The 14,594-nt window shown below is 67.9% G+C and carries 13 protein-coding genes and 3 pseudogenes; 13 read left to right on the top strand and 3 right to left on the bottom strand.

All coding sequences use genetic code 11. The annotated features are described in order from the left end of the window. Positions 1-14: 14 nt before the first annotated feature. From AB0F29_RS35475 to AB0F29_RS35515, 9 genes and pseudogenes are all read left to right on the top strand, one after another. Positions 15-578, top strand: coding sequence for an AAA family ATPase (locus AB0F29_RS35475; protein WP_361881247.1), 564 nt, complete (start codon positions 15-17; stop codon positions 576-578). A gap of 171 nt (positions 579-749) precedes the next feature. Further along, positions 750-986, top strand: coding sequence for a hypothetical protein (locus AB0F29_RS35480; RefSeq protein WP_361881250.1), 237 nt, complete (start codon positions 750-752; stop codon positions 984-986). Beyond that, complete coding sequence (locus tag AB0F29_RS35485) at positions 983-1,558, top strand: sigma-70 family RNA polymerase sigma factor (RefSeq protein WP_361881253.1); 576 nt, start codon at positions 983-985, stop codon at positions 1,556-1,558. Before AB0F29_RS35480 ends, AB0F29_RS35485 begins: the two co-directional genes overlap by 4 nt. After that, the gene (locus AB0F29_RS35490; RefSeq protein WP_361881256.1) at positions 1,555-2,697 is read left to right on the top strand and encodes a hypothetical protein; all 1,143 of its coding nucleotides are present in this window, start codon (positions 1,555-1,557) and stop codon (positions 2,695-2,697) included. Before AB0F29_RS35485 ends, AB0F29_RS35490 begins: the two co-directional genes overlap by 4 nt. A 164-nt stretch (positions 2,698-2,861) precedes the next feature. Next, positions 2,862-2,999 carry a hypothetical protein gene (locus AB0F29_RS35495; protein ID WP_361881259.1) on the top strand — a complete coding sequence of 46 codons (138 nt, stop codon included), beginning with the start codon at positions 2,862-2,864 and terminating at the stop codon, positions 2,997-2,999. A 317-nt stretch (positions 3,000-3,316) separates the two neighbouring features. After that, complete coding sequence (locus tag AB0F29_RS35500; protein ID WP_361881287.1) at positions 3,317-3,529, top strand: hypothetical protein; 213 nt, start codon at positions 3,317-3,319, stop codon at positions 3,527-3,529. Beyond that, positions 3,526-4,422, top strand: a complete 897-nt coding sequence (locus AB0F29_RS35505) for a transposase (protein ID WP_361881262.1) — start codon at positions 3,526-3,528, stop codon at positions 4,420-4,422. Before AB0F29_RS35500 ends, AB0F29_RS35505 begins: the two co-directional genes overlap by 4 nt. Positions 4,423-4,635: 213 nt before the next feature. Further along, on the top strand, positions 4,636-5,781 hold the full coding sequence (locus tag AB0F29_RS35510) for a helix-turn-helix transcriptional regulator (protein WP_361881265.1): 1,146 nt from the start codon (positions 4,636-4,638) through the stop codon (positions 5,779-5,781). Between the two features lie 81 nt (positions 5,782-5,862). Further along, a pseudogene (locus tag AB0F29_RS35515) lies at positions 5,863-6,015 on the top strand (IS630 family transposase); the annotation flags it as partial. Between the two features lie 52 nt (positions 6,016-6,067). On the opposite strand, the pseudogene AB0F29_RS35520 reads toward AB0F29_RS35515, so the two are convergent. The 3 genes and pseudogenes from AB0F29_RS35520 to AB0F29_RS35530 form a co-directional block, all read right to left on the bottom strand. Next, a pseudogene (locus AB0F29_RS35520) lies at positions 6,068-6,214 on the bottom strand (transposase); the annotation flags it as partial. Positions 6,215-6,258: 44 nt separating this feature from the next. After that, positions 6,259-6,942, bottom strand: a complete 684-nt coding sequence (locus tag AB0F29_RS35525) for a 4'-phosphopantetheinyl transferase superfamily protein (RefSeq protein WP_361881268.1) — start codon at positions 6,940-6,942, stop codon at positions 6,259-6,261. Beyond that, positions 6,887-7,795, bottom strand: a complete 909-nt coding sequence (locus AB0F29_RS35530; RefSeq protein ID WP_361881271.1) for a metallophosphoesterase — start codon at positions 7,793-7,795, stop codon at positions 6,887-6,889. The genes AB0F29_RS35525 and AB0F29_RS35530 overlap by 56 nt, the downstream gene beginning before the upstream one ends. A gap of 362 nt (positions 7,796-8,157) precedes the next feature. Here AB0F29_RS35530 and AB0F29_RS35535 point away from each other — a divergent pair, with 362 nt between their 5' ends. From AB0F29_RS35535 to AB0F29_RS35550, 4 genes and pseudogenes are all read left to right on the top strand, one after another. After that, the gene (locus AB0F29_RS35535; RefSeq protein WP_361881274.1) at positions 8,158-8,790 is read left to right on the top strand and encodes an NAD(P)H-dependent oxidoreductase; all 633 of its coding nucleotides are present in this window, start codon (positions 8,158-8,160) and stop codon (positions 8,788-8,790) included. Positions 8,791-8,910: 120 nt separating this feature from the next. Further along, positions 8,911-9,116, top strand: a pseudogene (locus AB0F29_RS35540) (crotonyl-CoA carboxylase/reductase); the annotation flags it as partial. 53 nt (positions 9,117-9,169) lie between these two features. Continuing rightward, entirely contained in the window at positions 9,170-9,391 is a 222-nt protein-coding gene (locus tag AB0F29_RS35545; RefSeq protein ID WP_361881277.1) for a hypothetical protein, read from the top strand. 362 nt (positions 9,392-9,753) lie between these two features. Beyond that, on the top strand, positions 9,754-14,594 hold a 4,841-nt coding region (locus AB0F29_RS35550), incomplete at its 3' end, for a beta-ketoacyl synthase N-terminal-like domain-containing protein (RefSeq protein WP_361881280.1).

Here is a 14,594-nt window from a genome sequence, read left to right on the forward strand (position 1 = left end):
AGGGAGCGCGGCCCATGGGGTGGACAGAAGTACCGGTGGACACCGAGCCGGCGGCGGGCGCCGTCCTGCTGATCGGCATTCCCGGCAGCGGCAAGAGCACCGTGGCCGCGGCTCTCGCCGCCCGCTTCGCCGCCTCCGCCCACATCGAGGTGGACGCCCTCCAGGCACTCATCGTCTCCGGCGGCCGGTGGCCCTCGCCCGACCGGGACGAGGAGGCGGACCGCCAGATCTTCCTCCGGGCCCGCAACGCCTGCCTGCTGGCGGACAGTTTCGTCGCCGCGGGCTTCCTCCCGGTCATCGACGACGTCGTCGTACGCCGTGCCCACCTCGACTTCTACCGCGCCACGCTCACCGGCGCACCGCTCCACTGCGTGATCCTGGCACCCGGCGCCGCGAAGGCCATGGAGCGCAACCTCGCCCGGGACAAGACGCTGACGACGGACTGGTCCCCGCTGGACGACGTCATGCGCGCAGAACTGGCCGGGGAGAAGATCTGGATCGACAGCGCGGAGCTGACCGTGGACGGGACGGTCGACGCGGTCCTGTCCGCCACCGGCCTGACGCCGCCGGGGCCCTGACACCTCAGCGGCCCGGCCCACCGTCCAGGCACCGAGGAGTGCCGACCCCGCTCCGCTCCCGAAAGAACTCCGGCCGGAAAGTTCACGATCACGAGCCTGATCGCCCCTCAGCTCATGACGGCCTCGCGGCCGGTACCCATGAAGAAGAGGAGGCCCCGAATGGAATCGGCCATGACAGTGATCGTATCGATCGTCATCGTCAAAACCTTCGCGCTGACGGCGCTCTGGCTACGGCTGCGCCGACGGGCGCAGAGTGAACGGGAACGGCACCACTATCTGCTGGAGATGACCGGCAAGTTGCCCACGGGGGGAACGGTGGAACTGGGCGACCGCGGCGACACCGGGCACTACCTGTGCGTGCGGGTCGACGGCTCCCCGGTCGACGGCGAGAAGGGCCGTACGGCATGAGCACCCAGGACCCGGCCGAGGGGGCTGACCGGTCGGCGGCCGTACCCGCTCCGCCTACCCCGTTCGATCGGGGCGACCTCGACCGGCTGCGGACGGACGCGGAGTTCGCCTCCTTCTATCGCGACGTACTGAGCTCGCTGGTCGGCTTCCTGATCAACCAAGGGGCGTGCGTGCGGGACGCCGCGGACATCGCACAGGAGAGCATGACCGACGCCTACCGGTGCTGGGGCGACATCGAGTATCCGAAGGCGTGGGTCCACAAGGCCGCCTCCCGTGCGCTGGTGCGCAAGGTCGCCCAGATCGAAGAGCTCGTCGAGGATGTTCCCGAGCCCACCTCGCTGCTGCCCCGTCCCGACGCCATCGCCGAGTGGGAAGTGCGGCATGACGCGCTGCTCATCCTGCGCGGCCTTCCCCCGAGACAACGCCAGGTCATGGCCTGGACCTTGAACGGCTTCACGCCCACCGACATCGCGCACCATCTCGGCCTGTCGGCCGAGACGGTGCGCGCCAACCTCAAGAAGGCCCGTCGAGCGGCAGTCGCCCGTATCAAGGAACGTGAGGAGGGCCAGTGACCCGCCACCCCGCACACGACCCTGACGGGCAGGAACCGCACCAGCGGCTCGACCGGGTCCAGGCCGCTCTGACCCGTGCTCTCGACGGCGTCCTCGATATCGAAGCCGGTCTACGGGAGATCCTCATTCTCTCCCACCACGACACCGCCGTCGACGGCCTCGACGGCGTGCTGGACGCCGAGGCCGGACTCGCCGCCATCCTGCCTCCCGCCGCAGCTGCCAGCCCCTCCCGCGGACCACACGACGGTATGCGGACGGAGGCGCTTCTGCGCACGATCGGGCCGGAGGACCGCATGGTCCTGCGCAACGAGTCCGAGGTCAGGACGGTCAGCCAAGCCCTTGCCCGCACCCGCAGGGTCGCGCTGGCGCTGGAGGACAACCCGCCCTACGACACCTACCTCGCTCGCACGCTCGCTCTCGACCTCGCTCGCGCCATCACCGACGACCTCGCCCATGATCTCGTCCTGGCCCGTGGCCTGGCTCGCGACCTCAGCATCACCGCCGCCGGCGACCTCGATCTCAGCCGTGCCACCGCTGTCGTCGCCTGCCTCGGGGAAGCCTGCGGACTCGGCTCCCGTGCGGACTGCCTCGTCGCTCGCACCAGCGCCGGGGACCTGACCTCCGCCCTGGACCTCGCTCACCTCCGTGCCGCCGGCCTCGTCCGCGCCCTGGACCGCCACCGAGGAATCTCCCTGACCTTCCGTCTCAACGTCGCCGGCGACCTCGATCTGGCCCTGGACATCGCCCATGGTCGCGCCATCGACCTGGTCCGTCTCCTCAGCTTCGAACCCGGCACCGACCGGAGCCCCGCCCACCGTGAGCTCGTCGCCCAGGTCGTGGGCATCCACACCGCTGAGATGTGCCGAACCATCGGCCGGGTGCTCGGCCGCAAGCCTCCCACGCTCGACGGGGACTCTCTGCACGCGCTGCTGGACGACTTTGTCACCGCTGACCTCAGAGGCGCCGACCTGGCCGGTATCGACCTCACAGGGGTGCACTGGTCGGAACTCGGCACCCGGTGGCCCGCGGGCCTGGACGTCCAAGCCCTCAAAGCGCGCTCGGAGGAAACGTTCCCCGGCAGCGGTATCTGGGTCGTCCGCTCCGGCACCGCGACCCTTCACGACCTCGCCGACCGGTAGCCGGACGGCCCCGGCGTTGTCAGACCCCCGCCGTACGGTGGGGCCATCTATCCGCGCTGCTGGCTGCTGCGCTGCTGGATCGCCCCGCCCGGCTGCTCCCGGGCGGGGCGCACGACGCCTACGGGGTGGTGCCCGCCGACTCACCCGCGTGCGGGCCGGCCTCGATGCGTCAGCCCGTGGTCAAGGCCAACCACCCCGGCCTGCACACGAAGGTCAAGAAGCTGCCCTGGCGCGATATCCCGCTGGGTGACCGTGCTGTCGCGATCTACCTGCTGCCAGTTCAGGCCAACGCGTACCGTTAACCGACCACTTCAAGCCATGACGGCCTCAACCCCCCTGCTGTGCTTGCGCAATTGAAAGTTTAAACGGAGCCTGATCCCTGTATGCCTCGATTGTTGAGGTATCCATGCAGGCCAGGAGGGTGGGTGTGGGCTAGGAAACGGCCACCGTGATCATAAACGTTTATGACGACGATCAAGGACCAGGTGGCCGTCGAGGCCATGATGGCCGAGCGGGCCTGGACAGCGGGGCGTTCGGGTCGCTGATGGCGGCGGTGGCCGTCTGCTTCCCGCGCCGGGACTCGCGGATGCTGGGCAGGACGATGACACGGGGGATGCTGATGGAGTTGGAACGGCGTAACTGCTGGACGCTCGCACAGGCTCTGGGCCATGACGGGCCGTACCGGCTGCAGCGCTTTCTCTCGCGCGGCGCCTGGAACCATGACCTGGCCCGCGAACATTTCGCCGCCTGGACGGCAGGTAACTCGCCGGCCTTGAGGCCGTGTTGGTCGTCGACGAGACGGGCGATGAGAACTCTTCCACCGACTGCGTGAGTGCATCCCTTCAGTACTCCGGTGCGCTGGGCGGGGTGGGTCTGTGCCGGCTCGCAGTCCATCTCGTTTACGCCTCCGCGCACGGTCACGCATTCATCGACCGTCAGCTGTACCTGCCGGGGGCCTGGGCCGAAGACGAGGAACACCGGCTGCTGCGGCACGTGCCCGACGGGATCACCTTCGCCACCAAGCCGCAGCAGGCCGCCGCGATGCTGCACCGTGCCCGTGAACTGAGCCTTGCCGCCCGCTGGTTCACCGGCGACGAGGTCTACGGCAGTCTGGAGTTGCGCCGCACCGCCCGCACCCTGGGCTTCGACTACGCCCTGGCCCTCAAGGCCGAACACCGCGCCACCACCGCGGTCGGCCGCTTCGCGGCCACACAGCTGGCCGCGAAGATCCCGGCCAGGGCCTGGATGCGCCTGCGCGCGGGCAACGGCACCAAGGGCGACCGGCACGACGACTGGGCATTGATCGACGTCCTGCCCGACGACACACCCCCGGGCCAGGACGCAGCCACCACCGAACACGCCTTCCTCCTCGTACGCCGCCACCGCTACACCCGCGAACTGGCCCTCTACCGCTGCCACTCGGCCGCCCCTGTCAGCCTCACGACCCTCGTGAACATCACCTGCACGCCCGCGCCCGCACCACCGACGGAGCCGGCCACGGCCTGGAACTCGCCCCGGCCAGTGGCCGCGAACTCCTGGCCATCCTGCGGATCACCGCACTTCCGCAACCCCGACGCGACCAGGGCCACATCCTGCACTGGTCCGCCTGGCGCCGCCATCACCAGCACCAGGCCACCGAGGCCCACCGCCGGTGGAACATCATCACCGCCGCGGCAGCCACGTGACCCGAGCCCATGGATCAAGACTTACAGCTGCCGTGACTGAGAAGGATTTCACATGCTGAAAATGTCATTTCGGGCCGATTCTGCGCGCATATTTCCCAATGCTGGAACATGCGCAAAATGTCAACTCATCCGACAGGCGATAGCTCTCTGGCTGAATGGCTGGTCCGACCGCAGTCTGCATCTTGCTGAAGAGTCTGTTGCCGAGACAGCCGCTGACTCTTCATGCGACTGTGACCTGCTTGCTAGAATGTGGTTGGCTTTCCTGCTGACAACGAGGGGAGAATTCGATCGCATAACGAAACTTCTCTATCATCCAGAGAACCCGAATAGCAGTCTCTTCGGCCCGGTGATCTCCCCGGCCGGACTCTCGCTAGCTCGGTCACACCTGGCTTTCATGGCCGGAGACCTGGACGCAGGAGCGGCCCTGAGTGACCAGGTGCTAGCGCAATCCGAGGGTAACCGTGAAATTCGTATCGCGAGTCACCTCATTCTGGCATTGATCGCCTTGCGGCGTGCAGAAGTGAATGCGGCTTCATCGCACATGCAGATGATAGCCGACGACGCATTCATGGGGCGTCTCACCGTACTGGCGGGGCCGTGCGCATGGGTAAACGTGCAGATACGCGAAGCCCAAAGGGGAGCCGAGGGCGTCGTACCAGTCATCGAGGAACTCGTTGACTTCGGCCCGGTCAGCAGGAACGTACTTCTGTCGCAGTCGGCTGCCGCCCCCTGGATCGTGCGGCTGGCGCTGAAGTTCGACCAGAAGTCAACGGCGCACAAAGCAGTGAAGCTGGCTCGGAAACTGGCTGAAATGAACCCGCAGCACCATGCGTTGGCCGCTTCAGCCCTCCACGCGCAAAGTCTATTCGAGCGAAATTTGGCCGATCTGCGGCTCGCTGCGAAGACGCAGGTCCACCCCTGGGCGCGAGCTTCGACTTTAGAGGACATCGGAAAGTTCTTGGCCCGTGAGCGGTCGCAACAGGGCCAGGCCATAAGAATATTCGAGCAGAGCGCCGACGCCTATATTAAGGTGGGAGCCCCGCGCGATGCCTTGCGAATCAAGAAGAGGCTGTGGGATCTCGGGGTTAGGCACCACCAATCCCGTTGGCGCGCAACCCCACCGACGGTGATCGCGAATCTCACCGAGACGGAAGCTAAGGTGGCTCAATTGGTAGCACAAGGAATGACCAACACCCAGACGGCTAAAAACCTTTTTATATCTCCTCATACTGTGGCCTACCATCTGAAGAAAATATTCTGCAAGTTGCAGATCTCCTCACGCGTGGAATTGGCCAGGGACTGGACCAGTATTGAGGGTTTTCAGGGTGGCCTCCGGACGGGTGTCGGCGGGACCGTAGGCAACGGACAAGGCTCCTTTGCCGTCGAGAGAGGTGTCTAGTGCGGTGACCGCATAGGTGCACCGGGTTGCTCGTTGTGCTGGTTGGAAGTGACGACGCTTCCGTCCAGCAGGGGAGGCGGGATGGCACCACCGGTCAGGGTCCGGAGGCTGACGGAGCAGGAGGGACAGAAGCTCCAGCAGATCGTGCGGCGGGGCAGTACGAGCTCAGTGCGCTTCCGGCGGGCGATGATGCTGCTGGCCTCGGCCGGCGGCAGCGCGGTCCCGGTGATCGCGTTCCTCGATCGCCCAGCGCGTCCCGGCGATCCGCACCACTTCTTGAACGGTGGCAGTTCTCGGTGCGAACGGCGGTGCCGGAGTGCTGGCGCTGAACTCCAGCGGAGGTAGTGCCCTTCTTGACGAACCCGGTGTCGTCGATGACGAGGACACCGTCGTGGGCCACCGGGGCGAGAGGACCGCGTACGTAGTCGCGCATCCGGCGGCGCTGTTCCACCCGGCCAAAGCGATGGCCGATGTACTTCACAAGTGGTGTACGACGACGGCCGTCGAGAGCATGTCCTGGTTGGCGGTCCAGCGGCCGTCGAAGGCCTCGATGCGATGTCCGTCGACCAGCGGGCCCGGGACCAGAAGCCGTGCCCGGAAGGTCCCGGAAGCTTCCGCGGTGGCTGCTGGGGCGATCTCTATGCCGGCCTCCAGGAAGTCGAGCGGCTTTCCGGTCAGGGGGAACCACGCCTTGTAGACGGACTCCTTGGCGCTGAACAACAGCCGGTCCCAGTGGACAGAGGGGTGGCTGCGGGCGAGATTCCGTACTCTGGTCTGCTCAGACGGCAGCGCCACCGCTTCCAGGACACCGTCGGGGAGACGGTCGTGACGTTCAGCGTCGATGCCCAGCGAAGCCAGCTCTTCGGCGCGCGCCAGCGCGGCCGCGCAGTAGCCCTCGCAGTGCGTCATGCTGCCGACCAGCCCGTCGGGCCAGCGCGGTGCGCCACGCCGACCGGGCAGAACCGGCTGCGGCGTCGTGCCGAGCTTCTCCATGGCGAGCCGTGCGCAGCCCCGAACGGCGGTGAACTCGCGGCGCCGTTTCTCCACGGCCGGCGCTATGACCGCTTCTTCCTCGGGGTAGAGGATGACGCCGTCGCCGAGGGCGTCACCGCCCAGCGCCTCCACGACCGCGACCGACCCCGGGAGCAACTCCTCGAACACGTGCTTGGTCCTCCCTCGGAAGAATGTGACGCAGCCTTCCGGGCGGCTGTGCGCGCGGGCCCCATTCTCGGGGGTAGCCCAGCGACACCTCTTCGAAGCGGACGCCTTCGTGGTGGGTGGTCCGCGGAATGTGCAGATGGCCGTAGACCATGCATGCGACCCGGAAACGGCGGTGCCAGTCGGCGGTGAGGCGGGTGCCGCACCACATGGCGAACTCCGGGTAGCGCAGGACTCGCGTGGGATGCCGGTCCAGCGGATAGTGGTTCACCAGCACCACGGGGAGATCGCCGGGGATCTCCTCCAGCCTGCGTTGGGTCGCAGCCACCCGGGCCCGGCACCACGCCTCGCGGCTGGGATAGGGATCGGGGTGTAGCAGGTGCTCGTCGGAGCACACGACCCCGGTGCTGTGCGCGTACGCGAGTCCCTCCTCCTTGGTCGTGCAGCCATCAGGGAGGAACGAGTAGTCGTAGAGAAGGAAGAGCGGTGCGATGGCTGCGGGTCCGTCCGGGCCGGCCCAGACGGGGTAGGGGTCCTCGGGTGTGGTCACACCCATGTCCCGGCACATGGCGACAAGGTGCTCGTACCGTTCCACGCCGCGCAGGGTGATCGTGTCTCTCTGGTGGGTCCACAGCTCGTGGTTGCCGGGTGCCCAGATCACCTTGCGGAAGCGGTCGGCCAGTAGTTCAAGGGTCCAGCGGATGTCGGCGACGGTTTCGGCGACGTCACCGGCGACCAGCAGCCAGTCCTCGTCCGACGTGGGCCGCATCTTCTCCACGAGGGCGCGGTTCTCGGCGTAGCCGACATGCAGGTCGCTGATGGCGAGCAGGCGTCCATGGCCGTCCGTCGACTCCACCTTCACCCCTTCCGACAGTCGAATGGCATCACGAAAGACATTGGCCCACCGCAGGACACCCGACCCTGAGCTGTACCTGGCCGATCACTTCCCGCGGAATGCGCTGCTCGAGCCAGCCGTAGTCCAGGGGCGCCATCAATACAGCGGCGGGCTCAGGCCAAGCTCGGTACTGGGAGAGCCTGTCGAGCTGTGCATGCCAAACCTACATGCCATCTTCATGGGTCTCATGTCTTCGGTCAGGAGCTACCAGATCAGGGGATGCCTCGCGAAGACCGCACTGTCTAGCGTCGTGCAGGTCTGCTCTCAATTTCGCGGACCAACTGCGGTCTTGACGAACCGCCCAGCAAATTTCAGGGGTCATTGTGTCTTCTCTTCTTCACATCGATGCGAGCATCCGCCATGAGGGTTCCACGTCGCGTCAGCTGACCTCGGACTTTGCGATCCAGTGGCGGCAAAACCACCCTGACGCCGGCTACGTCTACCGCGACCTGGCTGCCCAGCCCATCCCCCACCTCACCCATCCCGTGCGCGAGTACCTTCTGGACCCCAGCCGCGATCACGGTCAGACGGACGAGGAGAAGGCGCTCGTCGACACGGTGGTGTCTGAGGTGCACGACGCCACCACGCTCGTGCTCGGCGTGCCGATGTACAACTACACGGTTCCGTCAAACGTCAAAGCCTGGATCGACCTGCTGGTCAGTCCGGCCCACGCGATCCTCCCGGGGGCCGATTCCGGTGCGCTCAGCGGCAAGTCGGTCATCGTGGTGACCGCGCGCGGCGGCTCCTACGCTCCGGGCACCCCGCGCGAGGGCCACGACTACCAGGAGCCCTACCTGCGGGACGTCCTGAAGTCGATCGGTCTCGCGGACAACCTCACGTTTGTGCACGCCGAGTTGACCCTGGCCGCGACAGTGCCGGCCATGGCGCAGCTCAAGCCGCTGGGGGAGAAGTCCCTGGCAACTGCCCAGGAGACGCTCAAGAAGCTCGCTGCCTGATGCCTGCACGCCCGCAGATCTCTTAGGAGTTCGCACCCGCTTGCCACAACCCGCTGGAGACCGTGGGCGGGCGGAAGCACATCGCCAGTCGGCCGAGGCCAAAGGTCTTCCGGGGGCGCCGCGCGGCTGAAGCAGGGTGGCACTGTTCTGATCTTGGGCGCGAGCGGCGGACTCGGCTCGTACGCCACCCAGTTGGCCCTCGCCGTCTGACCACCGGCGAGGACGTCGACCTTGTCTTCGAACACCCAGGCCGGGAGACGTTCGGCGCGTCGGTCCACGTGGCGAGGAGGAGTGGCACCGTGATCATCTGCGCGTCCACTTCCGGGTAAGCGCACCAGTTCGACAACCGTTTCCGCGAACAGAAAGTTCGCGGAACGCCATGACGACAGATCTGCGGCCCGTCACCGGCATCGTCGGCCTCGGCACAGTCGGCGAGGCGTTCCTGAGCTTCCTCGTCCCGCCCGGCCCCGGAGGCGCGGTGGAGCCGGTATCCACCGCGCTGACCTCCCCGGCCGCCGAGAGCGCCGCCTACGCGCTGATCAACGGGCCGGGTCTGACCCGGGTCGAGATCGGGGTCCGCAGCAGGCGGTCCCGCGGGTGATCGGCGTGGACGATTTCACCCTGCGCCGTCGCTACCGCTACACCGCGATCCCTCCGCCGTGAGTTCAAACAATCATCGAGCCGCAGCACGGGGCACCACCACGCTCTCCTACCCTCGACCGGGATCTACCAGAGCAGGGGATGCCCCGCGAAGGCCGTCCTGTCTAGTGTCATGCAGGTCAGTCCTCGACCTTCGCGCATCTGGAGTCTCTCGGCCCCGCTCAGACTGCGCCAGCCGGTCCAAGACATCGCAAGCTCGGAAGCCGACCATCACACGGTCGAGCTGACTCACCTCTCTAGACATACACGCTTGCCGAGCAGCAGTTGGCCATCCCCGATGGCCGGTTAGGAGTTCGAGTCCAGGTGCTTCCCGACCTGATCACCCCGCTACCGGTCATCCTGAGTGAGAACGCGGTCCGGTTCCCGCACAAGATCGCTTTCGAGGACGACCGGTACGCGGTCACCTACAGGGAACTCGACGTACGGACGAGGAGACTGGCCGGTCACCTGGTCGGCCTCGGTGTCCGGCGCGGCGACCGGGTGGCTCTGTGTCTCGGCAACTCGGTGGCGATGGTGGAGAGCTACCTCGCCGTGGTACGGGCCGGCGGCATCGGTGTACCGATCAACCCGCAGGCCGCCCCGGCGGAAATCACCTACCTCCTGGCCGACAGCGCAGCGGCGTTCGCCCTCACCGGCACTGCACACGCAGAAACTTTCCTTCAGTCAATTCCCCGTACAACCAGCGGGGTGTCCGTCGTCGTGGCTGGCGCCCTCGGCGCCGGTACCGGGCACATGCTGCCCCCGGGCACCGTACCGTTCGAGGAGCTCGTCGCCACCGAGCCCGTCAACGATGCCCCGGACGACCTCGGCCTTGACGAGGTGGCCTGGATGTTCTACACCTCGGGTACCACCGGCCGCCCCAAGGGCGTGCTTTCCACCCAGCGCAACTGCCTCTACTCCGTTGCCTCCTGCTACATTCCCGTGCCCGGCCTCTCCGAGCATGACCGCGTGCTGTGGCCACTGCCGCTCTTCCACAGCTTGTCTCACATTGCCTGCGTCCTGTCCGTCACCGTCTCCGGCGCCACCGCCCGGATCATGGACGGCAGTTCGGCCGATGACATTCTGACTGCCCTGCGCGAGGACCGGTCCACCTTCCTGGCCGGCGTCCCCACCACCTACCACCACCTGGTCGGCAGGGCCCGCCGCACCGGCCTCTCTCTGCCCGATCTCAGGGTCGGCCTCGTCGGCGGTGCCGTCACCGGCCCTGGACTGCGCCGCTCCTTCGAGGAGACCTTCGGCATCCCCCTCGTCGACGCCTACGGCAGCACCGAGACCTGCGGGGCCATCACCATCAACCCGCCCGACGGCCCCGTGGTCGAGGGCTCCTGTGGCCTTCCCGTGCCCGGTGTCGGAGTCCGGATCGTCGACCCCCGCACCGGACAGGACGTGCCCGCCGGGCACGAGGGCGAGGTCTGGGTCAGCGGGCCGAACGTCATGGTGGGCTACCACAACAACCCACAGGCCACAGCCGAGGCCCTACAGAACGGCTGGTTCCACACCGGCGATCTGGCCCGGCGCGACGAAGCCGGCTACTTCACCATCTGCGGCCGGCTGAAGGATGTCATCATCCGCGGCGGTGAGAACATCCACCCCGACGAGATCGAGGCCGCCTTGCGCGTGGCCGAGGGCGTGGCCGACGTCGCAGTCGCGGGCATTCCCCACGACACCCTCGGCGAGGTCCCCGTCGCCTGGGTGGTCCCTGGTCAGGCCGGCGTCGACCTCGCCCGGTTGCTCGACCACTGCCGCACCCAACTCTCCCAGTACAAGCTCCCCGAGCGCATATACGAGGCCCGGACCATCCCCAGGACCGCCTCGGGGAAGGTCGTCCGGCGCCTCCTCGCTGACTTGCCGGCCCGGCTGCGATACGCCGCCGACGGTCACCACGAGGGACTGATGCTGTGGGACTGGAGCAGGGTGGCAGTCTCCCCTGACGCGCCGGAAGAGCTGCGCTGGGCAGTGGTTGGCCGGACCGCCGTCACCGACGGCCTGGTCGCTGCTCTTCGGAAGGCCGGCGTCGCCGACGTACGGCAATACGCTGACCTTTCAACGTCACGCACCACCCCTGACGCGGCCACCGACGTGACGGTCCTCGCAGAGGCAGACGCGGACACATTGACGCCGGCCTGCGCTGGAGGGGGCAAGGAGACCGGGCCCCGGCTCGTCGTCCTTACCCGGGGCGCGATGGGCGTCACCGACCGGGACGAGACGCCAGATGGCGCCGAAGTCGCGCTGTGGGCAGCCGCACGGGCCGCCCAGGCCGATGGAGGTGACGGCGCGCCGCTGACAATCGTCGACGTCGAAGCCTGCACCCCGGAGTCCGACTACGCGGCGGCGCTGATCGCCGCCGTCTCCTCGGGCCTGCCCCAGCTCGCCGTACGGGACGGGGAACTGATGCGGCCCAGGCTCGTGCGCCTCCCCGTCGCCGACAGGCCGGATCTTGCCGCGCCGGGGATGGACGGCATCGTGGTCGTTACAGGTGCCGACACGAAGACGGGCTCAGTCCTCGCCCGCCACCTGGTCGCCGAGTACGGAACGCGACACCTCGTGCTCGTCCAGGCAACGAATACCTACGACGAGTGGAGCCAGGACGAGCCACTGCCGGAGGGGGTGGACATCGTCCGCGTCGTGGCCGACGGCTCGGATTCGCTGGAGTTGCATGAGGCGCTGACCAGGACCGGTCCGGTGACCGCGGTCGTCCACACCGTTGATGATCCCGAACTCGCCCTGAAGCTGCATGACTTCACCGCCTACGACGATCTCACCGCGTTCGTCGTGGTGACCGATGCTGCCGCACTGGTGGGCGCGCCGTCCGACGGCCTCGCCTCGACGGTGGTCACCGCCGCCCTCACCGAGGCCGTGGTCCGCAACCGCCGACTGCACGGATTGCCCGGCTCGCTGCTGGCCCTCGGCCGGCCGGACGAGGGCCCCGCCGCCTTCGACGCGCTGATCGGGACCGGATCCCCGGCCCTGCTGGCGCTTTGGCCGAGCACCGTCAACCCCGGTGACCGAGTGCAGACGCTACTCGACATGCTGACGGAACAGGAGCCCCGCGCCACCGCCCAGGCCGACGAGACGATCACCGCTGCCCTGCGCGCGCGCCTGGCCGACCTGGACGAGCGGGCCCAGCTCGCCCTGCTCGGCGAGTTGATCCGCAAGGAGACTGCCGCCGTCCGCACCCACACGAGCACCGAACCCACCCCGGCGGGCCGCTCCTTCCGCGACCTCGGCCTCGGCTCCCTCGCCGTCGTCGAGCTGCGCAACCGGCTGACCGAACGGACCGGGCTGCGTCTGCCCGCAACCGTGACCTTCGACCACCCGACTCCCGAGGCCCTTGCCGCACACCTTCGGGCCAGGATCCTGGGTCTGAACGACACGGCCAGGGAGGCGACGGCTGACAAGGATCGGACCGGGGCCGCCGACCCCGCGGAGCCGATTGCCATCGTGGGTATGGCGTGCCGCCTTCCAGGCGGTGTGGCGAGCCCCCAGGACCTGTGGCGACTGGTCAGCGAGGGCCGGGACGGTGTGTCGGGCTTCCCGGAGGACCGAGGCTGGGATCTGGACGGCCTGTTCGATGCTGACCCGGAGAAGACCGGCACGTCGTATGTCGATCAGGGCGGCTTCCTGCACGAGGCGGGCCTGTTCGACGCGGGTTTCTTCGGGATCTCGCCGCGTGAGGCACTTGCGATGGATCCGCAGCAGCGGTTGCTGCTGGAGACCTCGTGGGAGGCGCTGGAGCGGGCCGGGATCGACCCGGGGACGCTGAAGGGTCGTGACGTCGGGATCTTTTCAGGCCTGATGGGACGAGGTTACGGGCTGTCGGGTGCGGCTCCGGCGGAACTCGAGGGCTTCGGCGAGACGGGCACGGCGTCGAGCGTGGCATCCGGGCGCGTGTCGTACGTGTTCGGTTTCGAGGGCCCCGCGATCACCGTGGACACGGCCTGCTCATCCTCCCTCGTGGCCATGCACCTGGCGGTCCAGTCGCTGCGCCAGGGCGAGTGCGCCATGGCGCTGGCGGGTGGAGCCACGGTGATGGCGAACCCCTCCACGTTCGTGGAGTTCTCACGCCAACGTGCACTGTCCTCGGATGGCCGGTGCAAGTCGTATGCGGACGCCGCGGATGGTACGGGCTGGGCTGAGGGCGTCGGGGTGGTGGTCCTGGAGCGGCTGTCGGAGGCGCGGCGCAACGGGCACCGGGTCCTTGCGGTGATCCGTGGCAGCGCGGTGAATCAGGACGGCGCGTCGAATGGTATGACGGCGCCGAATGGTCTTGCGCAGCAGCGGGTGATCCGTAAGGCGTTGGCGTCGGCCGGTCTCTCGGCGGCTGAGGTGGACGTGGTGGAGGGGCACGGCACGGGCACGGTGCTCGGTGATCCGATCGAGGCGCAGGCGCTGCTGGCGACGTACGGCCGTGACCGGGAACCCGAGCGCCCGTTGTGGCTGGGTTCGCTGAAGTCGAACATCGGGCATACCCAGGCCGCGGCCGGTGTGGCTGGTGTGATCAAGATGGCGCAGGCGCTGCAGCACGGCGTGATGCCGGCGACGCTGCATCTCAATGCTCCCTCGTCCCAGGTGGACTGGTCATCGGGTGCCGTCGAGGTGCTGGCCGAGTCCCGGGAGTGGCCCGACACCGGCCGGCCGCGCCGTGCTGGTGTGTCGTCCTTCGGTCTCAGCGGGACCAACGCGCACCTGATCCTCGAGCAGGCCCCGGAGACGGAGCCCGTCAATGCGGACCCCGTCGCGTCCGAGTCGACGGTGGACGTCGTCGATGGTGTGGTGCCGTTGGTCGTGTCCGCCGCCTCTACGGCATCCCTGGCGGGACAGGCGGGGAGGCTGGCCTCCTTCGTGGAGTCGAGCGAGGAGGTGCCGCTGACTCACGTGGCGGGTGCGCTGGTCGCTCAGCGGGCGATGCTGCCTGAGCGTGCCGTGGTGGTGGGTTCGCGTGCTGAGGCAGCGGCGGCGCTTGGTGCGTTGACACGGGGCGAGTTCCATCCCGGTGTTGTCACCGGCAGTTCGCTTGGTGCCTCCGCCTCAGGGCGGACGGTTCTGGTGTTTCCGGGGCAGGGTTCGCAGTGGGCCGGTATGGGTCGTGAACTTCTTGATTCCTCGGCGGTGTTCGCGGAGCGGATCGGGGAGTGCGGGGCGGC

The sequence above is a fragment of the Streptomyces sp. NPDC026589 genome, from assembly GCF_040638385.1.
Taxonomy (GTDB): domain Bacteria; phylum Actinomycetota; class Actinomycetes; order Streptomycetales; family Streptomycetaceae; genus Streptomyces.